Origin of the sequence: Algoriphagus terrigena DSM 22685, from assembly GCF_000429445.1 — a bacterium.
Classification (GTDB): domain Bacteria; phylum Bacteroidota; class Bacteroidia; order Cytophagales; family Cyclobacteriaceae; genus Algoriphagus; species Algoriphagus terrigena.
The window spans coordinates 22,008-47,399 of sequence record NZ_AUBW01000029.1; the positions used below are offsets into that span (position 1 = coordinate 22,008).

20 protein-coding genes, 1 pseudogene and 1 riboswitch are annotated in these 25,392 nt (G+C 46.6%); of the genes and pseudogenes, 15 read left to right on the top strand and 6 right to left on the bottom strand.

Annotation, left to right across the window (positions count from 1 at the left end; translation table 11 throughout):
- Positions 1-26: 26 nt before the first annotated feature.
- Positions 27-245: riboswitch (cobalamin riboswitch) on the bottom strand.
- A 101-nt stretch (positions 246-346) separates the two neighbouring features.
- The 8 genes from G459_RS0121545 to G459_RS0121600 all read left to right on the top strand — a co-directional run bounded on the left by G459_RS0121545 (position 347) and on the right by G459_RS0121600 (position 10,803).
- Complete coding sequence (locus G459_RS0121545) at positions 347-1,513, top strand: ABC transporter substrate-binding protein (RefSeq protein ID WP_051315359.1); 1,167 nt, start codon at positions 347-349, stop codon at positions 1,511-1,513.
- Between the two features lie 319 nt (positions 1,514-1,832).
- Positions 1,833-2,852 carry a FecCD family ABC transporter permease gene (locus G459_RS0121550; protein WP_026969479.1) on the top strand — a complete coding sequence of 340 codons (1,020 nt, stop codon included), beginning with the start codon at positions 1,833-1,835 and terminating at the stop codon, positions 2,850-2,852.
- A 146-nt stretch (positions 2,853-2,998) separates the two neighbouring features.
- Positions 2,999-3,979, top strand: coding sequence for an ABC transporter ATP-binding protein (locus tag G459_RS0121560; RefSeq protein ID WP_026969480.1), 981 nt, complete (start codon positions 2,999-3,001; stop codon positions 3,977-3,979).
- Positions 3,980-4,196: 217 nt separating this feature from the next.
- Positions 4,197-4,883: a tetratricopeptide repeat protein gene (locus tag G459_RS0121570; protein ID WP_026969481.1), complete on the top strand. Its 687-nt coding sequence runs from the start codon at positions 4,197-4,199 to the stop codon at positions 4,881-4,883.
- 721 nt (positions 4,884-5,604) lie between these two features.
- Positions 5,605-8,610 carry a PVC-type heme-binding CxxCH protein gene (locus G459_RS0121585; protein ID WP_026969483.1) on the top strand — a complete coding sequence of 1,002 codons (3,006 nt, stop codon included), beginning with the start codon at positions 5,605-5,607 and terminating at the stop codon, positions 8,608-8,610.
- A gap of 104 nt (positions 8,611-8,714) precedes the next feature.
- Complete coding sequence (locus G459_RS0121590) at positions 8,715-9,455, top strand: TIR domain-containing protein (protein WP_026969484.1); 741 nt, start codon at positions 8,715-8,717, stop codon at positions 9,453-9,455.
- A gap of 133 nt (positions 9,456-9,588) precedes the next feature.
- Positions 9,589-10,305, top strand: coding sequence for a hypothetical protein (locus G459_RS0121595; RefSeq protein WP_026969485.1), 717 nt, complete (start codon positions 9,589-9,591; stop codon positions 10,303-10,305).
- Between the two features lie 171 nt (positions 10,306-10,476).
- Positions 10,477-10,803, top strand: a complete 327-nt coding sequence (locus G459_RS0121600) for a hypothetical protein (protein WP_026969486.1) — start codon at positions 10,477-10,479, stop codon at positions 10,801-10,803.
- 280 nt (positions 10,804-11,083) lie between these two features.
- Here G459_RS0121600 and G459_RS0121605 read toward each other — a convergent pair whose 3' ends face one another.
- From G459_RS0121605 to G459_RS0121625, 4 genes are all read right to left on the bottom strand, one after another.
- Positions 11,084-12,112 (bottom strand): DUF4238 domain-containing protein, encoded by a 1,029-nt coding sequence (locus G459_RS0121605; RefSeq protein ID WP_026969487.1) that lies wholly within the window; start codon positions 12,110-12,112, stop codon positions 11,084-11,086.
- A gap of 76 nt (positions 12,113-12,188) precedes the next feature.
- On the bottom strand, positions 12,189-12,590 hold the full coding sequence (locus tag G459_RS0121610) for a helix-turn-helix domain-containing protein (protein WP_026969488.1): 402 nt from the start codon (positions 12,588-12,590) through the stop codon (positions 12,189-12,191).
- Between the two features lie 758 nt (positions 12,591-13,348).
- Positions 13,349-13,609, bottom strand: a complete 261-nt coding sequence (locus tag G459_RS0121620) for a hypothetical protein (RefSeq protein ID WP_157373408.1) — start codon at positions 13,607-13,609, stop codon at positions 13,349-13,351.
- A gap of 24 nt (positions 13,610-13,633) precedes the next feature.
- Positions 13,634-13,984: a hypothetical protein gene (locus tag G459_RS0121625; protein ID WP_026969491.1), complete on the bottom strand. Its 351-nt coding sequence runs from the start codon at positions 13,982-13,984 to the stop codon at positions 13,634-13,636.
- Between the two features lie 655 nt (positions 13,985-14,639).
- Between G459_RS0121625 and G459_RS0121630 the strand changes: the two genes are divergently transcribed.
- Complete coding sequence (locus G459_RS0121630) at positions 14,640-15,803, top strand: alpha/beta hydrolase (RefSeq protein ID WP_169725059.1); 1,164 nt, start codon at positions 14,640-14,642, stop codon at positions 15,801-15,803.
- A 125-nt stretch (positions 15,804-15,928) separates the two neighbouring features.
- Here G459_RS0121630 and G459_RS0121635 read toward each other — a convergent pair whose 3' ends face one another.
- Entirely contained in the window at positions 15,929-16,114 is a 186-nt protein-coding gene (locus G459_RS0121635; protein ID WP_026969493.1) for a hypothetical protein, read from the bottom strand.
- 366 nt (positions 16,115-16,480) lie between these two features.
- Here G459_RS0121635 and G459_RS28210 point away from each other — a divergent pair.
- The 6 genes and pseudogenes from G459_RS28210 to G459_RS30465 form a co-directional block, all read left to right on the top strand.
- A pseudogene (locus G459_RS28210) lies at positions 16,481-16,801 on the top strand (ArsR/SmtB family transcription factor); the annotation flags it as partial.
- A 404-nt stretch (positions 16,802-17,205) separates the two neighbouring features.
- On the top strand, positions 17,206-18,168 hold the full coding sequence (locus G459_RS0121645) for an SRPBCC domain-containing protein (protein ID WP_035456639.1): 963 nt from the start codon (positions 17,206-17,208) through the stop codon (positions 18,166-18,168).
- A gap of 7 nt (positions 18,169-18,175) precedes the next feature.
- The gene (locus tag G459_RS0121650) at positions 18,176-18,553 is read left to right on the top strand and encodes a DoxX family membrane protein (RefSeq protein ID WP_026969495.1); all 378 of its coding nucleotides are present in this window, start codon (positions 18,176-18,178) and stop codon (positions 18,551-18,553) included.
- A gap of 657 nt (positions 18,554-19,210) precedes the next feature.
- The gene (locus G459_RS0121655) at positions 19,211-19,861 is read left to right on the top strand and encodes a DUF6266 family protein (RefSeq protein WP_026969496.1); all 651 of its coding nucleotides are present in this window, start codon (positions 19,211-19,213) and stop codon (positions 19,859-19,861) included.
- 382 nt (positions 19,862-20,243) lie between these two features.
- The gene (locus G459_RS0121665; RefSeq protein WP_026969498.1) at positions 20,244-23,018 is read left to right on the top strand and encodes a PQQ-dependent sugar dehydrogenase; all 2,775 of its coding nucleotides are present in this window, start codon (positions 20,244-20,246) and stop codon (positions 23,016-23,018) included.
- A 137-nt stretch (positions 23,019-23,155) separates the two neighbouring features.
- Positions 23,156-24,613: an SUMF1/EgtB/PvdO family nonheme iron enzyme gene (locus tag G459_RS30465; RefSeq protein WP_245588226.1), complete on the top strand. Its 1,458-nt coding sequence runs from the start codon at positions 23,156-23,158 to the stop codon at positions 24,611-24,613.
- Between the two features lie 258 nt (positions 24,614-24,871).
- Here G459_RS30465 and greB read toward each other — a convergent pair whose 3' ends face one another.
- On the bottom strand, positions 24,872-25,336 hold the full coding sequence (greB, locus tag G459_RS0121680) for a transcription elongation factor GreB (RefSeq protein ID WP_245588227.1): 465 nt from the start codon (positions 25,334-25,336) through the stop codon (positions 24,872-24,874).
- Positions 25,337-25,392 lie beyond the last annotated feature (56 nt).

Here is a 25,392-nt window from a genome sequence, read left to right on the forward strand (position 1 = left end):
TCCTTTTTGCTTTTCCTCCGAAAGCACAGAATCAACAGATCTAGGCAGGTCTCCTGGCTCATCTGACTTTTGCCGGCCTTCTCCTCCGCATTTGCGGAGAATGGCATAGTGGTGCAAAAGCATTTCCCCACCATCACGACGGGGCAGACTTACAGTTGCGGGGACAGCTCCGGTTTTACACCGGATTCCCTATTATTCCCGAGAGCCGAACGGACGGATCAGGAACCTAAATCGCAGGCAAAGTAAAGCGATTTTGATTCGGCAAAAAAGCGGCAGACAGTCAATAATTTTGGAAAACAGGAATTATCTCAATTACCTTGGCAGAATATTTCGTTCCGCTTTATCCATGTCATCATCCGCCCACAAACACTTTTTACACTCTTTTTCAAGCACTTACCAGATCTTGCTCTTGGCTGCTTTTCTGTTTTTCTCCTGCGGAAAAAAAGCAGAAACCAGCACCGAAAAAAAACCGGTCGCACTGCAATACGCTCAGGGTTTTGAAATTTTTCAGGGCACTGATTTTTGGGAAATCCACGTCACACAAGGCTACACCGGTGCGGAAAAAACGTACCGTTACCTCGTCTTGGAAGAGAACTCAACCGCCGATTCATCTGGCTTTGATGCAGTCGTACAGCTGCCGATTTCCAAGGTCGTCGTGACATCGACCACTCATATTCCCCACTTGGATCTGCTGGGCGTGACGGATCTGCTGGCTGGCTTCCCGAACACGCCCCTTATCTCCTCCCCGACAACGAGGGAGCTGATCGACGCCGGCAAAGTCACTGACTTGGGAACCGGTGTCTCCGCCAATCCCGAGATGGTCATCGACCTCCAGCCGGACTGGATGATGATCTCGACCCTGGGCGAGGACTTACGCTACTTGGACCTCTTTGCGCAGGCCGGGATTCCAGCCCTGATCAATGGAGAATATGTGGAGCAAAACCCCTTGGGAAGGGCCGAATGGATCAAGTTTACCGGGATTCTCCTGGGAAAATATGAGGAATCAGTAACTGTCTTTGAAGAGATCGAAAAGGCCTATCAGGATGCTGAAAAGCTGACTGCTTCGCTTTCCGAGGCTGAACGGCCCAAAGTCCTCAGTGGGGTGATGTATCAGGATATCTGGTACGCTCCTGGAGCCGAAAGCTGGGGCGCTAGAATCCTCGAAAACGCAGGAGGAGCCTACATCTTCGCAGACCAAAGTGGTACCGGAAGTCTTCAGCTGAATTACGAATTTGTACTGGACAGAGGACTCGAAACTGATCTTTGGATCGGCTCGTCGGACTTCCCTGACCTGCAAACCATGGGAAATGCAGAGCCCCGATATCAGGCATTTAAACCTTGGAAAAACGGGCAAGTCTACACCTATACGGGCAAAAAAGGTGCAACGGGTGGATTGGAATACTTCGAACTCGGCTATGTGCGTCCCGATCTGATCTTGAAGGACCTGATCAAGATCCTCCATCCAGAGCTTTTGCCGGAGTATGAGTTATATTTCTATCAGAAGCTTCCATAACATTTCCGACGTGGTCTGTGTCCCCACAGACCACTTACAAACTGAATCGATGAATCCAAAAAGATACCTTTTCCCCATCGGACTATCGCCCAGGTTCGTGTCTCCACGAACCTCTTGCACCATAAAATCATCTTTCAATTTCAATCTTTTCAATCATAGCGATCGAAACATCTATCTAAATCAAACTTAATTGTACCCGATCGGGTGTAGAATAAGCAACGAAATCTAATTTTATACGCGATCGGGTATAAAATTAGATTTGAAAGAATACCCTCTCGTCAGTGCTCGTGTGGCCACACACCTCATTAAAGTAAAACAAATGCCCAACCGCTCCTACCTTTTCCCCATCGCCTTCCTCCTCCTCGGACTGAGCTTCCTGCTCAACCTGAGCCTGGGATCGGTGATGATTCCGTTTGGGGAGATTGTGTCGGGGATCTTTTCCGGTGAATGGACAAAGACCTCTTGGGAGCAAATCATCCTCAATTATCGGCTTCCAAAGGCCCTGGTAGCCATCTTCGCAGGAATCGGCTTAGGCTTAAGCGGCCTGCAGATGCAGACTTTCTTCCGAAATCCGCTGGCGGGACCTTTTGTCTTGGGGATCAGTTCGGGTGCCGGATTGGGCGTAGCTATCTTGATGTTGGCTGGTTCTGCGTTCGGCTTTGCATTGAGCGGGATCAACTCCTGGGCCATCGCCCTGGCTGGAGTGACAGGTGCCGGACTGGTCTTGTCAGCCGTCAGCTTGGTGGCATGGAAAGTCAAAGACAGCATGACGCTATTGATCGTCGGCTTGATGTTTGGATCGGCCGTCTCAGCGGTGATCTCCGTGCTTTCCTACTTCTCCGGAGCAGAGGCATTGAAGCTGTTCACCGTTTGGTCCATGGGTAGTCTCGGTGCCTTGGGCTGGTCTCAGGTGGGGATCTTGGGGATTCTGATTGCATTGGGCTGCATTCCTGTCTTTGGATCTATCAAATCCTACAATGCACTGCTGCTCGGTGAGGCTTATGCCAAAAGCATGGGAATCCGCACCGAAACCATGCGCTGGCTGATGATCGGAAGCACCGGGATCTTGGCCGGAGGCATCACCGCTTTCTGCGGACCGATTGCCTTCATCGGGATCGCCGTCCCCCATCTCGCCCGCATCGTTTGGAAAAGCTCCGACCACCGCGTGCTCTTTCCTGCATCTGCCTTAATTGGAGCTATCCTGCTTCTGCTCTGCGACGCAGCAGGCCAACTGCCGGGATTCGCCAGCACGCTTCCGATCAATGCGGTCACCTCGCTGGTCGGCGCGCCGATTGTGATTGGGTTGATCTTGAAAAGGAATTTTAGCCGGGATTTTTAAAGTATGGAAATGTCAGCAATCAATTTAAAAAATCCCCCCAGCCCCCTTTTTGAAAGGGGGAGTCTCCTCGATTTGAACTTCAAAACTAATTTTTATAGATACCTGCAAGATTCCGGAAAGTCTTTTAAAAAGAAAATCATCAGTTAATGTCTGAATTTCGGCAACATATCGCACTCGAAGGCAAGGGTTTGACGCTGGGTTATCTTCATCAGAAAACCCGGAAGCTAATCCTCGAAGACTTGGATTTCCGGCTTTTCAAAGGAGAACTCACCTGCCTCCTCGGGCCCAACGGCGTAGGAAAATCTACACTGATCAAAGCTATATTGGGACAGATCAACCCTTGGAAGGGCGAAATCCTATTGGAAGATGAGCCTATTCAAAATTTCAACACTGAAAACCTCGCCAAGCAGATCTCAGTCGTCCTGACCGACCCGGTCTTTCCGGGAAATATGACCGTCGGACAGTTGGTCGCCTTAGGCAGAACTCCCCACACGGGTTGGACAGGAAAGCTGAGTTCTACTGATCGGGAAATCGTCGAAAAAGCCCTTTCAGACACCAAGATCGCCTACCTCCGGGATGAGCGCCTCAGCGAAATCAGCGACGGTCAACGTCAAAAAGCAATGATTGCCAGAGCTTTGGCACAGGACGGGCAGCTCATCATCCTGGACGAACCCACCGCGCATCTTGACCTGGTCAACCGGTTTGAGATCATGCAACTTCTCCGGGAGATTGCCGCTACGAAGGCAAAATCCGTGTTGGTGGTGACGCACGATCTGGACATTGCGGTGGAGACGGCCGACCGGTTTTGGCTGATGAACTGCGGAACTCCGGTCGTCTCGGGAAAGCCGGAAGACCTGATTATCTCTGGGGCAATCAACCTTTTGCTTCCCGGCGAAAAGTACCGCTTCAGCCTGGAAAGAGGAAAGATGGAATTCGAAATCCAGGATTCGAAATTCGAGTTTTCAGGCCCACAGGAGCTGGTTTTTTGGGTGAAAAAAGCGATGGACAAGGCAGGAATTGGCAAAATATCGGAATTGATCCAAGTGACACACCGGCCGTTTTCGATCCGATACAAAGACTTGGAATTCGCTCAGATCTCCGACTTTGTCAGTTTCCTGAAAAGATAAATAAAGCGGCCAGGCAGCAGATCTTGGGATCAACTAACCTTAATTCTGAAAGAGGGTTTCAAACAAAAAATATGTTTATCTTATTTACACTTGGAACCGGAGGTGATGGAGAAGAAAAACACAGGGAATTTTCTTTCCTTTTTGTCCCATCCCCCTACTGGATTGAGTGTGGTACCTCTCCGGAGAAAGGTGCCAGCATCAGTGAAAAACTAGAACTATGGATCTGCAAGAATTAGTCGACAACTATCTGGAGGGCAAGCTGAGTCCTGAGGATCGGAAACTTTTCGAAAGCCTGATTGCGGACAATCCAAAGTATAAAGCAGAGCTCATCCAGCTGGAAAAAGGACGGGCAGCCGTTGAGCTGTTTGAGCAGAGCACCCGTCGCAGGCCCAGCAGTTTGAAGTCATGGCTTTTCTCGGCTGCAATTGCCTGCGTCCTTGTATTGTCAGGCTATCTGCTGTGGATCACCTTAGGCATGAGTCCCGGTGAAAAGCTTTACGCCAAATACTATGAACCTTTGCCCAATCAAGTTCCCAAAAGCGCATACGGAGAACTAGCCGCGGACATCAAAACCCAGGCTTTTCAGGCCTATGATGCTGGGGATTTCGAAAAAGCAGCGGCGTTGTTCCGGCAAGTAGAATCCCAACCTGACTCTGAGTACATCCTGCTTTACTACGGAATCTGCCAACTGGAACTCGGCCGTCCCGAGAAAGCTATTCCTCTGCTGAACCTGGTAAACGGAGAAACCGCCATTGCACCCAAAGAAGTGGCGGCTTGGTATGAAGCCCTGGGATACTTCAAGATGAACATGTTGGACAAGGGAACGCAGTCTCTGCAGGTGACCGCCTCCAGCCCAAACCCCTACCAGGCCCAAGCCAAGACCATCATCGAAAGTCTGAAGTAAAGGTTGACCGCTTCACAGTTAAACTATCTCACCGCAGAGTCGCAGAGATTTTCCTAAAAGCTTTTCTGCATGTCTTTCTAAAAGGGCCGAAAAGAAAGAGGATTGGAGTTCAGGTTATGGTCAAATCTTGCTACTCCCCTTGCTCTATCCCCTCTGGGGTAAAAATCCTTCCTCCTTGCTGTTAAACTATCTCACCGCAGAGTCGCAGAGATTTCCTTAACAGCTTGAGTAGAGACCAAGTCCCTCTTCTCCTTTTTCTCCGTGCCCTCAGTGGTTAAGCTCCTTTGCAGAGAATAATTCCCCACAGATACACACAGAAAAGGACACAGATTTCCGCAGAATTCTTTGCGCCTTAGCGCCTTTGTAGCTAATTTCTTGCGAGCCTGCGAGCAAAACTTTCCGCCTTCCCGCCTTTGTGGCCAAAAACCCGGCGAGATATCCTCTGCGCCTCTGCGGTAATTATAAAAAGCTTTAGCTTTTATCACCGATCTCGAAAAATACTTATCGTGCCTCCCCATATCTAAGCTCCTCTATCACCGTAACTACTGAAGCTCTTTCACTCTTTTTCTTGGGTGGAAAACCAGCATCCAATAGGCAGACCCTTGAAATTTGATCATTGAATTTGATCATTGCCCATTTCCCCCTTTGGTTCCCAGCCCCTTATCAACTATTTTGCTTTGCAGTCGGACTTTTTGACCGCAAACCCAAAAAACCTCAACCTATGAACAAGCCCCTACTTGCGCTGCTCTTTGTCTCAGCCCTGACTTTTTCCTGCGAAAAACCCAAACCCCAGCTCACCGCCGAAGAATACGCCGCACTCACCGATGAGCAAAAACGCTCCGTGGAACATGCCCTCGACGGCATCGAGGTGACGGATGACCGCCTGGAGCTGACGCTCTTCGCCTCCGAACCCATGATGACCAACCCGACCAATATGGACATCGACGACCGGGGCCGGGTTTGGATCACCGAAGCCTATAACTACCGCACCCAGCTCAATCCTGAAAACCCCACCAAGGCCGAAGGGGACCGGATCCTGATCCTCGAAGACACGGACGAAGACGGCAAAGCCGACAAATCCACGGTCTTCTACCAGGGCACAGACATCAATGCCGCTTTGGGCATCGCCGTATTTGGCAACAAGATCTTTGTCTCCGTCAGCCCGAATGTCTTTGTCTTCACGGACGAAAACGGGGATGACGTACCGGACAGCAAGGAAGTCCTCTTCACCGGAGTCGGTGGCGAGCAGCATGACCATGGGATGCATGCCTTTACTTTTGGAGCAGACGGCAAGCTTTACTTCAACTATGGCAATGAGGGAAAAGGCCTTCACAAGGGTGACGGTTCGCCGATCCTCGATCCGATGGGTAGACCCGTCAATTCTGAAACAGCACCCTATCAGGAAGGCATGGTCTTCCGTTGTGATCCGGACGGCAGCAATGTCGAGATCCTCGGCTGGAACTTCCGCAACAACTACGAAGTGGCCGTGGACAGCTACGGCCGCATGTGGCAAAGTGACAACGACGACGACGGCAACCGCTCCACGCGGATCAACTTTGTGATGGACTATGGCAACTACGGCTTCAAGGACGAGATGACCAAGACCGACTGGAGAACCCGCCGCATCAACATGGAGGACTCCGTCTGGCAGCAGCACTGGCACCTCAACGATCCCGGCGTGGTGCCCAATCTGGTGCAAACCTATGCGGGTTCGCCAACCGGAATCCTCGTCTATGAGGGCAAACTCCTCCCCGCTGAATACCAAAACCAAGTAATCCACGCTGATGCCGGACCCAATGTGATCCGTATGTATCCGGTGGAGACTTCCGGTGCGGGCTTTACCGGGGAAGCAAAAGCGATCCTTGATGGCAATACCCGTGACAACTGGTTCCGTCCTTCCGATGTGACGGTCGCTCCTGACGGTTCGGTCTTCGTCTCCGACTGGTACGATCCCGGAGTAGGCGGACATGCGGTTGGCGATCTGGACAAAGGGCGCGTCTACCGACTGGCTCCGAAGGGCTCAGATTACAAAGTTTCCACACCGAACTATTCCTCCGTCGAATCCCTGATCGAGCTGGTACAGAATCCCAACCGCGCCATCCACTTCAAGGCTTTTATGGCATTGAAGGAAAAAGGAGCCGAGGCCAAAGAAGCCTTGGAAGAACTCTATGAGTCCGAAGATTCCCGAATGAAAGCCCGTGCGTTTTGGCTCTTGACCAGACTGCCAAATGGCAACGAATACATCCAAAAAGCGGCAACTGACTCAGATGAAAATATCCGGGTAGCCGCTGTCCGTGCTTCCCGAATCAACGGAATGAACGACGCCAATTTCCTGCTCACCATGGCTGGCGATGCGTCTGCACAGGTGAGACGGGAAGTGGCCGTGGCGATCCGTTATCAGGATCAGCCCACCGTATGGCAAAAGCTGGCCGAGTCCTACAAATCCGGCGACCGCTGGTACTTGGAGGCTTTGGGCATCGCGGCGGAATACCGATGGGATAGCTACCTGGCTGCCTATCTGGAAAAAGCCGGGGCCAACTGGACGGCATCGGCTGAAGCCAAAGACATTGTCTGGAGATCCAGAGCTACAAATACCCCGGAACTTTTGGAGCAACTGATCCTGGCGGAAGACAGCCCCGCTGATCAGCGCTACTATCGCGCACTGGACTTCCAAAACGCGGACCTGAAAAACCAAACCCTCAAAAACCTGCTTGCAAAAGGCCAAAACGAAGACCAGGTGATTATCCTTCGTCAGGCCAGTTACGATACCCAGAAGCCCGATACCCAACTCCTGAACTTGGCCAAAGCCAAGGCCGGAGAGATTGCCGATGACCGTGACTTCCTCGACATCGTACGCAAGTACCAACTCAAGGACCAAAAGGACCGCCTGCTAAGCATCGTCTATCAGGCAGAGGATGGCCGAATGGCAAGTTCCGCTGCAGGAATCTTCACCAGCCTCTATGGACTGGGAGAAGTGGAAAAGGCCATGAAAGATCCGGATCAAGCCAAAGCCATCGCGGCCATCCGCAAGTTTGGCGTGGTGGACAACAAGGAGATGGCGACGCTCCTGAGCAAGTTCTGGAACAATCCGAATGCCCCCGCCGAAGTCCGCACTGCAGCTATGGAAGAGATGAAAGGCTACCAGTCTGAAGCCACCCTGTGGGAATATGCCGAGAAGGACCAGATCCCTGCCGAACTTCTTCCTATCGCACAGAAGATCCTCATGTCTACCTGGAACTCCAACCTGCGCCAGCTTGCCACCGAGAAGTACGGCAGCAGCCTGAATACCAACTACGACATCCCCAAGATGCTGGCCGCCGCTGGTAATATCGAAAAAGGAAAGACCATTGCCGCTACTTACTGTGTGGCCTGCCATAAGATCGGAAACGAAGGCATTGACTTCGGTCCGGGTCTGAGCGAGATCGGCGACAAACTCAGCAAAGAAGCCCTGATCAACTCGATCATCAATCCATCCGAGGGCATGGGCTTCGGCTACGAAACCCAACTCGTCAAGTTCAAAGACGGCAAGGAAATCCGCTGCATCGTCAACTCCAAGACCGAAATCGACCTGATCGTGAAGCTCGTCGGTACGAGCGAACAAACCATCTACAAGCTAGCCGACATCGCCTCCATCACCCAACTCGACGAATCCCTGATGCCCAAGTTCCCTTTGACCGAAGAAGAATTGGTGGATCTGGTGAGTTATTTGGCGGGGCTGAGGAAGTGAGGGACAATTAAAAAATAAACGCTTCGGTTCCGGAAAGGATTCTAAAACAAAATCTTACCGCAAGTTTGCGATCATACACCATTGGCAGTTTCCAAATAAATAGAATGAGCAAAGAGACAATAACATTGGCTAAGGCCGCAGCACTAAAAAAAAGCTTCGATCAAATTAAATACGGACGAGGAAGATGCCTTGGGCAGACGGTAGAACCCTTATTTCCAAGGTATACAAAGATTATCGAATCTTTAAAAGAATTAAACCCAGAATTGTATGAGGACCTTCCTGAGATAGAGATTCCGATGGCGGCAGGACAAAGCACTGATGGTCTAGTTTATGAACAACATGAAATAGAACCACTTGTCCAGAACCTTGACTATATCCTTGAATTGAGTGCAAATGCAAGAATTGGTATGAATTTGGAGAAAAAGGACAAAAGCAACAGAGTATTTATTAGTCATGGACGAAGTAACGAATGGTTCACAGTCCAGACATACCTAGAGAAAGATCTAAATATTGCAACATTGGAACTAGCTCAAGAACCAAATATTGGAAGAACCGTACTTCAAAAACTAAGCGAAGAATCAGACAAATGCTCCATAGCTGTAATCGTCATGACAGGTGACGATATAACTGAAGACGGAGAAATAAGAGCCCGTGAAAACGTCATGCATGAAATCGGATATTTCCAAGGTAAGTATGGTCTAGGAAGAGTTGTCCTACTACATGAACAAGGAGTCAATATTCCGAGTAATATCCAAGGATTGGTATATATTGGGTTTCCTCAGGAAACGATCGATGCAGCTCTAGGAGCATTAACAAGAGAAATGAAAGTTCTAATTTACAGCTAAATTAATAGTCAAAATCTAACGGGAAATGATCAAAAATTACAAAAAAGGTTAACCATCTGCCTAGCAAGATCTGTACATATGACGGAAAAAACGATGTTTATCAAGCGGAAATCTATTGCTGATATTGAATCGAATGAAAATTATAGAAGGTAATTGTTCATTATGCGGCGAATTCAAAAAATTATCATTTGAACATGTACCCCCTGCGGCTGCATTTAATAATTCGCCAATATTCATTCAAGGTTACGAACACCTGACTGATGAAAACAGTTACTTGTATGGTAAAAAAAAGAAAAGTAATAAAGGATTCGGGGGTTATACTTTATGCGAGTCTTGCAATAACAATACCGGAGATTGGTATGCGAGAGATTTTGTAGAATTTGCCATTCAAGGAATGGAAATAATTAAAAAAAAAGAACTTCAGTACGATATAAAAGGGACCTATACAATAAAGCCACTTAATGTAATTAAGCAAATATTGACAATGTTTATGTCTGCCGACAAATCGGGACATCTCCAATCACAAAAGGATCTGGTTGAATTCATTTTAAATAAGGAATCTATTGGAATGCCCGAAAGATATAAGGTTTATCTTTACTCGACTTTATCTCCTTTCAAGAGAATGATGGGGTATTCGATTGTTTATGATCCTAAGCTTGGAATTCAAAAATGGTCTGAAATCAATTTTCAACCATTCGGATACTTTCTAACCGAAGAGTCAAAGCCAGCCCATGAGCATATGTGCGATATAAGCACTTTCGATAGCATAAATTATGATAAAAAATTATCAGTCGAAATATCAACGGCATATCTTTCCGTTAATTCACCAGAGATTGGATTTTACGGATAAAAGTCTCAATCTGAACGTAGTTTAATGTTTTTCACCACAGGCACTATCCTAGCATTTTATTGCTAAGGGAACATAGTACTTTCACCTAAACAAACGCTTGAAGTTATTCCGAGGTAGAAAATTATATTTTTGCAATAACTATTTTAGTTTAACAATTTAATATTAATTCCAATGAACAAGCTAAAGGATATTATCAAAAATATTACCCCGAAAAAGCTAGTCGGGATTCAAATTATTTATCTAAGTATTGTAGGTGGACTTCTATTTACAATCGGAAACCAAAAGCCTGGTGTTCTTTATAAAGGCAAAATCATAAGCCTTAATGAGGCTAAAACTTTAGACCTGGATCTTGGCCAAGGTCGGAAATTTGGCGAAAAACATGCTCCGAATAATAAAGGAGAAAAAGTTTTTAACAAACCACTAGTTAAGAACATGCTAATTTATTTACTCTTGATTGATGGGATATTTGTAGGATATTGGTTTATAAAAAGAGGTTAATGACACAGGTTAATTCCCTGCTGAGCGTAGTCTACTGGCGTCTCGAATGGCGTCAAATTTACGTTGGACTGAGCGTAGCTTGTAACCACGTTCAACTATCAAAACGAATTTGCAATTCGCTTAATGAGCAACCAGAATTTGTTAAGCCAATTAAAAATTGGTTAAAAATATCAGAGGGAAGTTACACCTACACGCAGCGTCCCGACGAACTGCAGCGTAACCGGTAGTGTCGAATAACCAAATAGGCGTTTGCCTTGGAATTTAACTTGAAAAGGAGGCTTTATTCAAAAAAGTAGTTTTCAGACTTGCCTTGCTCAACATGCCAGTTCTCCCAAAACTCTCTTTCATGCTTAAATTGTTCGGGATCAATCGATCGGGCTTTCAACTGTTCTATTTCGCTCACCCTTTCTTTTGAAAAAACATTTCTAAATGAATGCTCCACAATCAGTTTATTGAAAGAATTAGTCTGAGCAGGTGACAACCTAGTCCCCCTTTGGGGAGGTTTTGCTCCAATCTTAGTATAAAGTAAATGCTCCGGACTCAGTGGAAAAATAATCTCAGTACCCTTTGAATTCCAACCACCCTTAAAGTCATAGCTACCTTTATGGTAATTTAGACGCATGACCGGCTTATCTGATGTAAACCAACTTTGTCCAAATGCAGAATGCAAGATAGTCCACCTATGTTTATGCAAAATGGAGGATGTGTTTCTCATTTGATGCTGGATAACGCTCAACCAAGATGCACGCCCAGTATCAGTTTCAATTTTTAAAGAAACTGTTTCTTCTCCTCCAGTTATCTCAGGAGTAACCTTGAAAGGGAAATTATGTTTATTATCGTCTGGTATTGATTCAATTGCTCTGTTCTTAAAACCCTCCAAATCCTTAGGGAAATTATCAATTACATTTTGCATAACATCCATAGATGATTTGGAAGCTCGCTCTAGATATTCTAAAAGTCTTGCTGGTGTTCTCAGATCATGCAATGCCAGGAATTTAACCAAAGTCCTCCAGTCATCAGGTTTAAGTACATCATTTTTTAGCACCTTTCTGAGGACCGAAGAAACAGGCGATTCAAATTCTGAACCAAACCAATTCTCCATTTCATCTGAAACTGATCCCCTTTCAATCCTAGAATACAAATGAGTAAAAAAAGCTGTTCCCTCAATATGTGTTTCATTCCAAGGGGGAACGTTTTCATGAGAAACAAGTGTCCTATAGCACCAAACTTTTCCCATAGATGATTCCCACTGCTTAAGATAAGATTGGGATAAATAATGATTGTCTTTAGTTATTTGTTTTCCTTTCATAAAGACTCTAAAAAGGTGATTTTATCAAAAAAGCCCTCCTGATTATCAGAAAGGCTTTTTTTATCAATGTTGATATTTATTTCTCAAGCATCCTCTTCAGCAACTCTACCTTCTCTTTCTCAGATTCCAGGAGTCGCTCATATAGCTTTTTGTTCTCATCCATTGTTTCAAGGAGTTTATCCAATGGATTAAATGTACAGTGGTAATTCAGACCTATTCCGGAGCTGTTGTTAAAGGAATTGTTCACAATCTGCAAAGCCATTTCCTCATTAAAACTCTTAATCGCCTCCGCCGGAACTTTCAAGATCTCGGCGACTTGACGCAAGAGCTCCTCCTCCACTTCTTCCTTCTGCTCCAGAAGGCTGATCTTCTTCTGGGACCAATCCTCACCGAGTTCGTGGGCCAGGGCTTCCTGCTTGATGCCCATCATCTCTCTGAATCTTTTGATATTCCGGCCGTGGTGGATCTTTTCGTTCATAGTCTGAAGTATTAGAAAGGGAAATTAGGGAAATCTCCCCATAGTCTCTGGACTAATTTATTCCTTAGGACTGATTTCAGCAAGGGAATCGGGGTTTTGCTTGATTTATCCGGACAAAAAGTGTCGGGTATTAAATTTCTCCCCGCCTCGGTTTAATGGATAGAAATAGTTCAACCCCTCTGGGGTTGTCATTTCTCTCTTGTTCCTCAATCCCTAGGTTGCACCTAGGGCTATTGAGAAGTTCGATCCATTTAGGATCGTATCAATCATCGGAATTCAAAATAATGACCCCGAGAGGGGTCAAACCTTTCAATAGCCGCGGGTGAAACCCGTGGAAATTGATCGAGGAACAAACATCCACGACCCCGAAGGGTGTCGAACTATCTTAAACCAAAAATACTCCCTCCTTGGTAACCCCCGCTCTTTTCCAACCCGATTCGTTTGCGTGATGGGCATTTTAGATATCGGCCATGCCTGCCTACCGTCAGGCAGGCCTACGGCATTTTTTCCGGATAATATCCCGCCCTACAAGCTTGCTGCTCGCTGGATTTGTCCACCGGACAAATCCTTAACGCTCGCCCCTCCCGTAGGAACGGCCGATATAATCTCAACAGCAAAAAAAGATATCCTCGCGAAGTATAGCCTCGAGTCCCGCTTTTCGGGTAAGCTATCCCATTCCTAGTAAAAGATTGCTTCGGGATCGGAAGGCTCAAAAACAACTTGCCATTCAAAAACGATCCCTCGCAATGACACTGCTTTTATCCTTCCAGTTTCTTCAGTCTGAGATACATTTCCTTGGCCAGAGGACGCAGATTTTCACGGTTACCCGTCATATCAAGCTCCTTGCATTTCTCAATATGATCCCGATAAACCTGAAAAGACCGATCGACTGATTCCTCCCCGCTCATCCCCATCAGCTCCGCAATAATGAAGGAAAGATCCAAGGAGTGATACCCTTCTTCTACAAAACCGATGGATTCCAACCCATAGATCAGCTGCATGTGCCGAAGGTCCTGCATGATCAGATTTTCTATCAGTTCTTCCTATTCATCACCGGAAGCATCTGTTAATTGTCCCGCTTTGACTTCATTGGCAAGCGTCACCAAAGATTGGTAGCACTCCTTTGCTAAGGGACGAAATTCCTGGCCCATGTTAGTGATGGGATATTCATCCCCATGGTCCATGTACCGGAAATAAACGTCCGAAAACCGGTCCAGCCCATAAAGATCTGAAATGCCAAAGAGCGATGTAATCAGGTCATAGATGCCCAGGTAGTGATCGGCTGAATCCAAATCCAGGTTTCGTAAGCCGGTGATCAGCTGATTATGCTTCATATCCGCCATAATCAGCTCTTCGATCAATTCTTCGAAGGGAATGGTTAGTTCTGCTTTCATGGGTTTGTAGATTTATATAAAATCAAAATGGTCTTCTGATAGCTTCATGCCTGCAGCCAGCGTCCGCTTCAGTTCGCGAAGGACGCTCAACACATCAAAACTCGCAAGTGACTGATGATTAAGCTATTCCCCATTGGAATAGCTTATTCTTGAAAAGGGATAATTTATTCCTGCGCCTGGAGTGTTTCGCGCTTGACTTGGCGTTGGTATTATCTTTTTGAAGTTTGTGGAGAAGTAGTTCAACCCCTTCGGGGTTGCCATTCCTTTCTTGTTTCACGATCCCCTAGGTTGCACCTAGGGCTATTGAGAAGTTCGATCCATTTAGGATCGTATATCAATCATCGGAATTCAAAATAATGACCCCGATAGGGGTCAAACTTCTCAATAACCGCGGGTTGGTGGGTGAGCGAAGTCGAACCCAAACCCGTGGAAAAGGACAATCGAGATCAAAACGACCCCGAAGGGTGTCGAACTCATCATAATCAAAAGAGCTTCCCCACTCAAACTAGCCTCCAGTCTTCACCTATTCAAAATACCCTAAACACAGGTGAAATTTCTGTCTGAAAATCCAAAACCAGCTAATCCATACCTGATTAAATGCCAGACTTAGACTAGATTCAGTGATTGATCAACCACATATTCCTATGAAATGCCCATGAGAAAAGCTTCTCACACATGGGGAATGATTACTTTGGGCATTCCATGTGGCCTTCAAAAAACAAATTATAAACACATGAAAAAGATAGTATTCAGCTTTTTGCTATTCAGCATTGCATTCGCAGGTATTTCTCAGGGAAAAATGGAAAGGCGGGAGTTTGTGGCAGCATCCCTGGAAAACAACCCAGCAGGAGAAGATCCTTTGCGCCAATTATCAATCTATCTGCCCCAGGATTACGAAAAAGGCACTCAGCGGTATCCGGTAATTTATGTATTGCATGGCTATGGGGGTACAGACAGTGTGATGATGAATGTTTGGATTGACTTTAAGCTTTTGCTTGACGAAGCGATCAAGACTGGTAAGATGAGCCCGATGATAGTGGTAGCCCCAAACAGTATGACCCGGATGCAGGGTAGTTTTTACACCAATTCAGCCGGTTCAGGGAATTGGGCAGATTATATTGGTAAAGATGTAGTCCAATACATGGATGAGAATTTCAGGACCATTCCTGACCGTGCCAGCAGAGGCCTTTGTGGACATTCGATGGGTGGAAATGGTGCGCTTAAAGTAGGGATGCTCTACGCGGACACCTTTAGTGCAGTATATGCACTCAGCCCGGCTGTTCTAAATTGGTATGGGGATTTTTCGCTTTCCAGCCCAGCATTCAAGCGCATCAGCAAATTGAATAGTCAAGATGCAATACTAAAAGGCTTGTTTAAATCAGATCAGACGGGTGACTTCGATGGTTTTTTTGCGGCTGTTTATACTGCGATGGCGCAGGTTTACTCACCTAATGGCGCAAACAAGGAGCTGGGGGCAGATTTTCCGGTTTCATACCTGGGCGACAGTGCGGTATATGATTCGAAAGTTATCAGCGAATGGGAAGCAGAGTTCCCTTACTACATGATTGATGACTACCTTCCACAGTTGAGGAGTCTATCAGCTCTGAAAATGGATTGGGGGCGGAATGAGGATTTCCCCCATATTCCCTACAGCAGTTTGCAGTTCAGCAAGAAATTGGAATCCTACCATATCAATCATTTTGCTGAGGAATATATTGGCGATCATGGGAATATGCTGGATGGTTTCGAAGGAAGGGTTTTCACCGAGCTCTTGCCATTTTTCAATACCTATCTGAAAGTTCAAACGCCTACAAATTGAAATGATCGCCGTCAATACCTCAGATCTTTTGCTGGATAGCATTAAATCCTAGCAGGCCGGTGCATTGTAATCATCCCTTTGTGTTTGGCTTTGGGTCATGCCTGTCTGCCCCAGGCAGCTCGATTTCAACCCTCGTCCTTGGTCGTTTTGACTAGGCCAATGCCAGCGATAAAAAACAATAAGCCCAATGATCCATATACAATCATTTGTTTAACGTCTGCTGATTCATTGGCAAATGTGACAGCGGCATAAATAAGCCCTACTATGCCCAAAATTGTAAGTATGGCTCCGAAAATTCTTTTTAAGTTCATAGTTAAGGTATATTATAATTCAAAGGTATCCACAATCATGCCAGCAAGGATAACTTGAAGGGGCTCGATTCCTACAGTTAGATGAGCTTTAGTATCGTTATATCCCTTACTGAGTGTAGCATGTAAGCCTGAGCGTAGTCCCAATCTGAGTATAGTTTACCCCTCCTCCCCAGAGCGTAGATTGCAGTTACACCAGGCCCACAAGTATGGAGAAGTTTCCTCCGTCCGGCGGGGGTCAATTTGCATCGTCAGCCAGGGGCCACTTCATTTTTTTTGAACACACAGATACAGGAAAAAATCAAAACCTATTGCGCAACCAAATAATTGCACATATATTTGCAATCATTTGGTAGCAAATAGAAAGTAATGGAAGTAAGACGAGACGTATTTCAGGCAATAGCCGACCCTACTAGAAGGGCAATCATCATGCTCTTGACAGTGGGCGCATTGACTCCAAATGCAATTGCAGAACACTTTGATTCTAGCCGACAAGCGGTTTCTAAACACCTTCAAATCCTCACCGAGTGCGAAATACTCAAGCAGGAGCAGCAAGGCAGAGAAATTCATTATCACCTAAATGCTGCTAAAATGAAAGATATCGAAAAATGGCTGGAGCAGTTTAAGCAATTGCTGGCCAAGCGTTTCGACCAACTTGACGTCGTTCTAGAACAACTCAAATCAAAAAGAAATGCCCATGAGAAAGACCCTAACACCGGGGATGATTATCCAGGGCATTCTCCCGAAGAAAAATCGGGACAGGCTATCTGACGATAAAAAATAAAATCTTAAACAGATGAAATCGAGCACGACGAAAACGTCACACACGGGGTGATTACAATGCATGCGAGATTCCATGTGGCCATTTAAAAACAAATTATAAACACATGAAATCGAGCACGACGAAAACGTCACACACGGGGTGATTATAATGCATGCGAGATTCCATGTGGCCTTAAAGAAAAAATTAAAATCATATGAAATGCCCATGAGAAAAACTCTCACACAGGGGGATGATTATCCAGGGCATTCTCCCGAAGAAAAATCGGGACAGGCTATCTGACCAATAAAATTCAAAATATAAACAGATGAAAATGAACAGCCATTTAAAATTTGACTTCATTGTCAACAAAGAGAACAACACAGTTAATGTAACCCGTGAGTTTGCGGCCAACCGGGAATTGGTATGGGAAGCATGGACGAATCCGGAAATACTGGACCAATGGTGGGCACCAAAACCTTACCGTACCGAGACCAAATCAATGGATTTCAGGGAAGGTGGGAGGTGGTTGTATGCCATGATCAGTCCTGAAAATGAAGCCCATTGGTGCAAAAATGACTACCACAAAATTGTGCATCAATCGATGTTTTCGGGCTTAGATGCATTTTGTGATGAAAACGGTACGGTAAACACAGAAATGCCCAGGACTCTTTGGACAAATGTGTTTACAGAAAATGACAATACCACGCTCGTGACCATTACAGCCAGGTATGATCAGCTTTCTGACTTGGAAAAAGTGATTGAAATGGGCTTTCAAGAAGGTTTCACCATGGCTCTTGAAAATCTTGATCAATACATTGAGGCACAATTTCGCTTGAGAATGCAAAATAAGCCTGACAACAAGGCCAGAGTAACCACTTATCTAAACTTTCCGGGCAACACAGAGGAAGCTTTCCGGTTTTACAAATCCGTTTTTAAAACAGATTTCATCAACGGAATTCAACGGTTTGAAGACATCCCGGCTGAGGCAGGACATCCACCTGTCGCAGAGGCAATCAAGAAAATGGTATTGCATGTAGAACTTCCCATTCTTGGCGGGCACATCTTAATGGGTACTGATGCGCCAAAAGAAATGGGATTTACTTTGACATCCGGCAACAACATGCACATCTGCCTGGAACCTGACACAAGGGAAGAAGCCAAACGCCTTTTTGATGAACTCTCTGCCGGAGGGCAGGTATCCATGCCACTGGCAGACATGTTCTTTGGTGCCTACTTTGGGGAATTTAAAGACCAGTTTGGAATGAATTGGATGATCAACCACCACAATAAATGAGAGGATTATGAAAAATAAAATGTTCAACATCGTCTCGGTTATCTTCAGCCTACTACTGATCAACGGAGGTTTGAATAAGTTCCTAAACTACATGCCTGTCCCTGAGGATTTGCCGGCAGAATTACTTAACGACAATACAGCTCTGATGGAAATTGAATGGTTGATTCCATTGGTGGGTATTGCGGAAATTTTAGGAGGCATTCTTATCGTATTCCCAAAAACAAGGGCACTGGGAGCATTAGTGATTTTCCCGGTAATGGTTGGCGTTTTGCTGACTCATATTTTTGTCGCCCCAAGTGGACTGCCCATCGCACTTGTAATTTGGGCTATATTGGTTTGGATCATTTATGAGAATAGAGAAAAGTATCTCCAGCTAATGACATAAAAAAGAGGCAACCTGGCTGCAGTTAGACACACTGCGTACAGTTTACCCCGTCTGGGTATAGTTCTATCTTGCTTAGGAGTAGGTATTATCTTTATCCGTGGGTAAAGGAATAGTTCAACCCCTTCGGGGTTGCCATTCTCTCTTGTTCTTCAGTCCCTAGGTTGCACCTAAAGCTACGCCACGGCGCACAAGTATTGACAGGTTCGATCCATTTAGGATCGTAATCCAGGCAACCCGTAGAATCGCCCTGCATTTTCCTACCACTTGGAATCACCATTCCGAAGCATATCCCATTGCCAGCAAACTCCTAAAAAAGGTTCATTCATCAGTAAGTTTAGCTAGGGTTCATTTAGCCTTTGGTTAGGATTTCGATAGGCTTTACATAGCCATAATCCTATATAAAACCTATCTGATTATAGTATAAACTCTAACTTTTATATGCCTGGCTATTTTGATTTCTCTCACGCTTTTATTAGGTTAATAGCCTGAATTTTAGCCTACAATCCTGTCGGGGATCTCCGAGCGGATCTGCAGAATTCCTGAGCGCTTGCGCCCGGATTTTCGAGGTAATTTTTCTCGGGACTTCTAGCGGAACTAGTCAAAATGGGAAGCTTTTACAGGCGGGTAGGCATATCATTAACCTCTAAACATAAAGTCATGGCAATCTTACCCAGCTCCAATGTGATCTACCCCAAAGGCACAATCGGCACTTTGGTTTTCTACGAACTCAATGGCAAAACTGTCGTACGCAGCAAACCCGGCTCAAACCACAAAAACAAGCACAATCCCAGTCCGCTTCAGCTCATCCAGCGGGAGAAACTCAAGACCATCAATGCTTTTCTAAAGCCGGTTAAGCTGGCCCTGGACTTCGGCTATCAGGAATTCATGACCCAAAGCAAGAAGGGCATGCACTGCGCCTATTCCGAGATCAATACCAAGGGATATAATCACACCCGGGAGTCTAAAATCGATCCGGCATTCCTACGAATCAGCAAGGGTGGCCTACTCGGGCCCGAAAGTCCGAGACTCATTCGAAACGGGAATTCCCTGGAGATCACTTGGGCAGACAACTCCGCAGAAGGCAAGGCCCAGGCATCAGATGAGACGTTCATCCTCTGCTATTGTCCTGAGGAGAAAAAGTACATTTGGCCGAAGAGTAAATTCCGCAGGAATGGCGGTCAGGCGGTGATCGAATTGAATTCGGAGCAATCAGCGATGTCCTGGCACGTCTATCTGGCTTTCAGTCAGACGAATTTAAAGAAGCGCACTTCCATCCTTTCCGATTCGGTACATCTGGGAAGGATCTGAGTTTGGATTTTACAGACCTTGCTATTCCAACCAGAATTGGTTTTGATTTCGGCCTAGGCGCAGTTATTTTCTTTGAAAGTTGGTGGAGAAACAGTTCAACCCCTTCTGGGCTGCAAGCTGACTTCCCGCTAAAGGCTTCACTGAACCTTTTTTGACGCCCGCTCTTACTCGACGATCGTCCAATCTTGTAATTCGCCAGAAACAACCCTCATCAATAAAATAAGCCAAGTACAAATTGGTTAGTATATTAGTGGTACTCACAAAAACACTCAGCCCAAACCACGATATGGCCACGTCATGTGCGGCTTGATACTCGTACCCTGTTACCAAAATTCCCTCCATGTATATTTTTAGGTCTCATTTACCGTGTTCATATAAAGCCTTGAAATTGGTTTTGATCCTGATCTTAGGATTAGCAACTGCCTGTCAAGAAACTGCGACGAACGAGGAATTCACCCGGCCGGACGCGAGTCGGTTCACTCAGAAAGTATTGGTCGAAGGTTTGGAAGAACCCCTCCAGCTAGAGTTTGACCAGAGTGGAAATGTATATTGGATTGAGCGGGTCGGCCACGTCAAACGCTTCATTGAAAAAACCGGAGCAGTTGAACTTCTGGGAACACTGGATCTCACCAAAGAGACTGCGCCGGGACTGATCGGGATATTACTCGACAGAGAATTTGAAAGAAGTCAACAGCTGTATCTTTTCTATTCAGCGGAAGCGGACAATGGAGAGGCCATGCGCCTTTCCAGATTTGAACTCGGAGAAGATGGCAAGTTGGACATGCCCAGTGAAAAAACAATCCTGACCGTACCCTGGGAGCAGCCCGATGGCCAGCATTTCGGAGGAGGAATGACCTGGGATAATGACGGAAACCTATATCTCACTATCGGAGCGGACTCACATCCTACCCAATATTCTCCACTTCCTTTCACCAACGAAGGCGGAAGAGGGGAAGACGAAGCCCGAACCGCCTCGAATACCAATGATCTGCGGGGCAAGATCATTCGGATCAAGCCTCAATCCGATGGCACCTATCTTATTCCCGAAGGTAATCTGTTTGCTCAGGGCAGTCCAAATACATTGCCTGAGATCTATGTCATGGGCAATAGAAACCCCTGGCGCGTATCAGTTGACTCCAAGACACAATACCTCCACTGGGGAGAAGTCGGGCCCGACGCGGGTGTGGATTCGGAGGAATTTGGACCGATGGGCTATGATGAGTTTAATGTTGCCAAAAGTGCCGGGAATTATGGTTGGCCGTACTTTATTGGGTACAATCGAGCGTACAAAAGCTACGACTACAGCACTGACAGTTATGGAAAGCCCTATAATCCTGACTCCAGCTACAATGACTCTCCCAACAATACCGGACTCAAGATCCTCCCTCCTGCTCAGCCGGCGCTGGTTGCCTATCCTTACCAAGTTTCGGAGGAGTGGCCAATCCTTGGCAGTGCCGCTCGCTCTGCGGTGGGCGGACCTATCTTTAGGAAGGCTGACTTTCCCAAGACCGCTGAGAGGATTTTTCCGGATTATTTCGAAGGCAAGTGGTTTGTCACCGATTACGTCCGCAACTACATCATGGTGATAGAGATGGATGACGATCGCTCCAAAGTAGTCTCACTTGAGCGGTTTCTTCCTGCAGAGATGTTGACTCACAGCCAGCCTCTGGACATGGATTTCAGCCCCAATGGAGACTTGTATTTGGTCGAGTATGGGATCGGAGGATCTGGGAAAATATCCAGAATCGAATACATCGCAGGGAATCGAACTCCCATAGCAGCCGCGAGTTCGTCTGCCATGGACGGAAAAGTCCCTTTGGAATTAAAACTTTCTTCCGAACAAAGTGTGGATTTGGACGGAGATCCTCTCGCTTATAAATGGACAGTAAATAGCGCCGACGGAGGGAATCAACAAGTATTCGAGACCGCCAATCCAGCCTTAACTCTGGAAGCCGAAGGAAGATATGAGATCAAACTGGAAGTAACTGACCCCAGTGGCCTCAGCTCAACGGATTCCCTCTATGTAATTGCTGGAAACTCTAAGCCACAGGTTAAATTCAATATCCTCGAAGGGAATCAGAGCTTTTACTTCCCTGATGCGATCATCCGCTATGAAGTCTCGGTCGAAGATCCCGATGGCAGCATCGAAAAGGAAAAGGTCCTCGTCACTGCCCAGTATATTCCCTCCGGCATGGGATATCCTCAACTGGAGGTTTTGGACAAGCAGGGTGAACTGAATCCTGACACCCCATTAAAACACCTGAATGCAAAAGCATTGGTACAGAAAAACAATTGCGTCTCCTGCCATACCGAAGATACAAAACTGGTAGGCCCGGCCTTTAGAGATGTAGCCCTGAAGTATCGAGGAAGTCCCAATGCGTTTGAAACACTGTCCAAGAGCATCTCGGAAGGCGGCTCAGGGAAATGGGGCGATATAGCCATGCCACCCCAACCTACATTGACCAGTCTTGAGATTTCTCAAATCATAGATTACATTCTGGATCTAAATTCCGAGGAGGAAGCAAGCGCCCGTCTGGCAACTTCGGGAAAATACCAGACAAAGGCTTACGAAAAGAAGGGGCGCGGAGGAAGACTCGATTCTTATTTCCAAACTCCTTTGGAAATGGGTTCCTATGTCTTTTTGGCGGGTTATACGGATGGAGGCTCCAGCGGCAAACCGGGCCTGGAACTATCCGGCAATGACTTTTTTCTCCTCAGATATCCTGTGTTGGCACCTGAGGACGCAGACTTCTTCTCCGAAACAGGAATTTCATATACCCCCTCCACCAATGATCCGGGATTCATATTCACCGGAAAAGGCGGTTACATTGGTTTCAGCAAGATTGATCTGACAGGAATCAATCAGGTGAAAATCGGTGCCCCAAACCGTTTTTGGCACTGGTCTCATTTTGTCGGGGCCACAATCGAGATCAGACTGGGGAGCCCAGATGGCGAATTGGTCGGTGAGCCATTTACCATCCCTCCCGCACCAAAAGGTGAAAAAGGTCCCTTCTTCGGAGCGGCGATGGGCCCTCCTGCGTTCATAGATGTATCAAAGGCAGGTGGTATACATGACCTGTTTATCGTAGTGAAAAATCTCCAGGCAAAGGACAGCGATGCGCTGGTCATGATGACGGGGATCGAGTTTATTAGATAATGGGATGGTTCGGTACTGAGGTGACAAAGCTTTCTTCAATCAAACATCATTTTACGCTAGTAAGCATGGATTCATTTGGAAGAAAATTCGCTGCGATAGTCCTACTACCACTCAGCATTTTCAGTTGTTCGCAACAGGTGAATTCACTTGATGGATTTGATCCCATCTTCAACGGGAAAGATTTAGCCGGTTGGCACATCAGCAAGACCAATCACCACGGAACCACTGGGAATTTCGATGTCGAGAATGGGGCCTTGGTCCTGAAGCAATATCCTTATGGTCAGGGTGGGCTCATCCTGACGGATAAAAAATACCGGGATTTTGAGTTGTCTCTGGACTTCAAAGGCTTCCCCGGCACCAACGGAGGAATCTTCCTAAGATCAAGCGAAAGTGGAACTGCCTATCAGTTGGAACTGGCCGGAGATGGGGATCGCGGAACCGGAAATCTTTTTGGTGAATTGCTAAAAACCACCGTGAATGCCCAGATCGCCAATATCGGCGAGGTTTGGAAAAAGGGGGACTGGAATAGTTTCCGCATCCGAATTACAGGAGAAGTTCCAAAAATTTCACTTTGGATAAACGACCAGAAGATGTGGGATGCCGAAGGTGAACGCAACGATCTGATTGGAGATGTGACAGCCGGGATGATCGCCCTTCAACTGCACTGGAGCGCCACTTTACAGCCTGTGCCGGGTGGTAGATGCTGTGATTTTTCCTGGCGGCCAGAAGCTTCACATCAGTTTCGAAACATCCTAATCAAAGAGCTTAAACCGGCAACACCAGCAATTTCCCCGAATCTCTCTTCTGCCCAAAAGTCTCCGTCTGCGACACCAACTCCTTTCGATATGGAATTCGCCCGCATCGAACCCGGTAAGATGCTCGTGGGGAAAATCGAGATTGAGTGTCCCAGTTCTCCTGATACCCGGGATGTTCCCGAGGAAGACAAATGGACGGAAGAAGAATTTAGACTTTGTCAGGAGATGGCAGAACGCGATTCCAGACCGGGCTTTTGGGTAACTATCGATCAGCCCTATTTCATCGGCAAATATGAAGTAACGCAGCGTCAGTGGGAAAAGGTGATGGGCTTCAATCCGTCTATCTTCACTGCGGTAAAAGTAGGTGCACCGACAGAATCCTATCCGGTAGAAAATGTCACATGGGAGATGGTTCAGGATTTTTTGAAAAAGCTGAATTCCATGGACAGCATTTACAGCTATCGATTACCTACAGAATTCGAATGGGAATATGCTGCCAGAGCGGGAAATGACAGCTTGCTGTCTTGGTCCGAAACCAACAAGACGGCATGGATTCAACAGACTGATAAAGGAACGACCAAGCCAGTCGGCACGAAACAACCTAATCCTTGGGGTCTGTACGATATGCTGGGCAATGTCTGGGAATGGGTGGAAGATTATTACAATGACGAGGTCTTGGCAGGCCCTGTCCCTCCGGACTCGGGTGAGGTTCATGTCCTAAAAGGCGGAAGTATCACTTCAGACGTTACCAATGCGACCTATTTGTATCATGGTGCCGGCCCGGGGAATGGTTATGATGTAGGCTTTAGGCTGGTAAGAGAGCTGCGGCTTCAGCCATGAAAACACTTCCTAAATAGTTGGATGGTTGAGACTCGTCTCTCCCGGCTTTGTGTAATTTGACGTCGGCCTAGGCGTGGTTTGCAACTACGCCTTTATATCCAAACGAATTTGTAATTCGATAGAAAACGACCATCCAAGAATTAATATGGGGAGTTCCTATCCATTCAACAAAAGCATGGAAGGAATATAAAAGAACAAATAGGGAACCACCGAATCCCTGATTGATTGGCTTTTAGCTAAAAATGGATTCCATCGGCCTTACTTCTCATAGTCAATTTTCACAATACGCCAAAGGACCTGCATGGTAGGCGTTTGTACCAAAGCTTCGTCGCCTACCCCTTTTTTCAGCAGCGCCTGTGCCATGGGAGAATCAATCGAGATGTAATCCCTGCGCTCAAAAATCTCTTCCCCTCCCACGATTCGGAAGCGGATCTTCATTCCCTTGGTATTTTCGATCTCTACCCAAGCACCAAACATGACTTTTTCCTCCTGAAAAGGAGAATAGGGAATCACCTTTAGGTCATCCACGCACTTGCGCAAGTAGTGGACACGCTGGTCTATTTCCCGGAGACGTTTTTTGTTGTAATGGTAGTCGGCGTTTTCCGATCGATCTCCCAGACTTGCCGCCCAGGCGACTTTTTGCGTGGTTTCAGGGCGCTCCACCCGCCAAAGGTGATCCAGTTCGGCCTTCAGCTTTTCCAAGCCTTCGGAAGTAATCCACATCGTCTTCATTTCGGTAAATCAGGTTGTAGTTGGCAAATGGGTGTCAGTTTAGTCAT

Excerpts from the sequence above, each read along its gene's own strand:
- G459_RS0121545 (WP_051315359.1), top strand. The coding sequence starts at position 347 with ATGTCATCATCCGCCCACAAACACTTTTTACACTCTTTTTCAAGCACT.
- G459_RS0121550 (WP_026969479.1), top strand. The coding sequence starts at position 1,833 with ATGCCCAACCGCTCCTACCTTTTCCCCATCGCCTTCCTCCTCCTCGGA.
- G459_RS0121560 (WP_026969480.1), top strand. The coding sequence starts at position 2,999 with ATGTCTGAATTTCGGCAACATATCGCACTCGAAGGCAAGGGTTTGACG.
- G459_RS0121570 (WP_026969481.1), top strand. The coding sequence starts at position 4,197 with ATGGATCTGCAAGAATTAGTCGACAACTATCTGGAGGGCAAGCTGAGT.
- G459_RS0121585 (WP_026969483.1), top strand. The coding sequence starts at position 5,605 with ATGAACAAGCCCCTACTTGCGCTGCTCTTTGTCTCAGCCCTGACTTTT.
- G459_RS0121590 (WP_026969484.1), top strand. The coding sequence starts at position 8,715 with ATGAGCAAAGAGACAATAACATTGGCTAAGGCCGCAGCACTAAAAAAA.
- G459_RS0121595 (WP_026969485.1), top strand. The coding sequence starts at position 9,589 with ATGAAAATTATAGAAGGTAATTGTTCATTATGCGGCGAATTCAAAAAA.
- G459_RS0121600 (WP_026969486.1), top strand. The coding sequence starts at position 10,477 with ATGAACAAGCTAAAGGATATTATCAAAAATATTACCCCGAAAAAGCTA.
- G459_RS0121605 (WP_026969487.1), bottom strand. The coding sequence starts at position 12,112 with ATGAAAGGAAAACAAATAACTAAAGACAATCATTATTTATCCCAATCT.
- G459_RS0121610 (WP_026969488.1), bottom strand. The coding sequence starts at position 12,590 with ATGAACGAAAAGATCCACCACGGCCGGAATATCAAAAGATTCAGAGAG.
- G459_RS0121620 (WP_157373408.1), bottom strand. The coding sequence starts at position 13,609 with ATGCAGGACCTTCGGCACATGCAGCTGATCTATGGGTTGGAATCCATC.
- G459_RS0121625 (WP_026969491.1), bottom strand. The coding sequence starts at position 13,984 with ATGAAAGCAGAACTAACCATTCCCTTCGAAGAATTGATCGAAGAGCTG.
- G459_RS0121630 (WP_169725059.1), top strand. The coding sequence starts at position 14,640 with ATGAGAAAAGCTTCTCACACATGGGGAATGATTACTTTGGGCATTCCA.
- G459_RS0121635 (WP_026969493.1), bottom strand. The coding sequence starts at position 16,114 with ATGAACTTAAAAAGAATTTTCGGAGCCATACTTACAATTTTGGGCATA.
- G459_RS0121645 (WP_035456639.1), top strand. The coding sequence starts at position 17,206 with ATGAACAGCCATTTAAAATTTGACTTCATTGTCAACAAAGAGAACAAC.
- G459_RS0121650 (WP_026969495.1), top strand. The coding sequence starts at position 18,176 with ATGAAAAATAAAATGTTCAACATCGTCTCGGTTATCTTCAGCCTACTA.
- G459_RS0121655 (WP_026969496.1), top strand. The coding sequence starts at position 19,211 with ATGGCAATCTTACCCAGCTCCAATGTGATCTACCCCAAAGGCACAATC.
- greB (WP_245588227.1), bottom strand. The coding sequence starts at position 25,336 with ATGTGGATTACTTCCGAAGGCTTGGAAAAGCTGAAGGCCGAACTGGAT.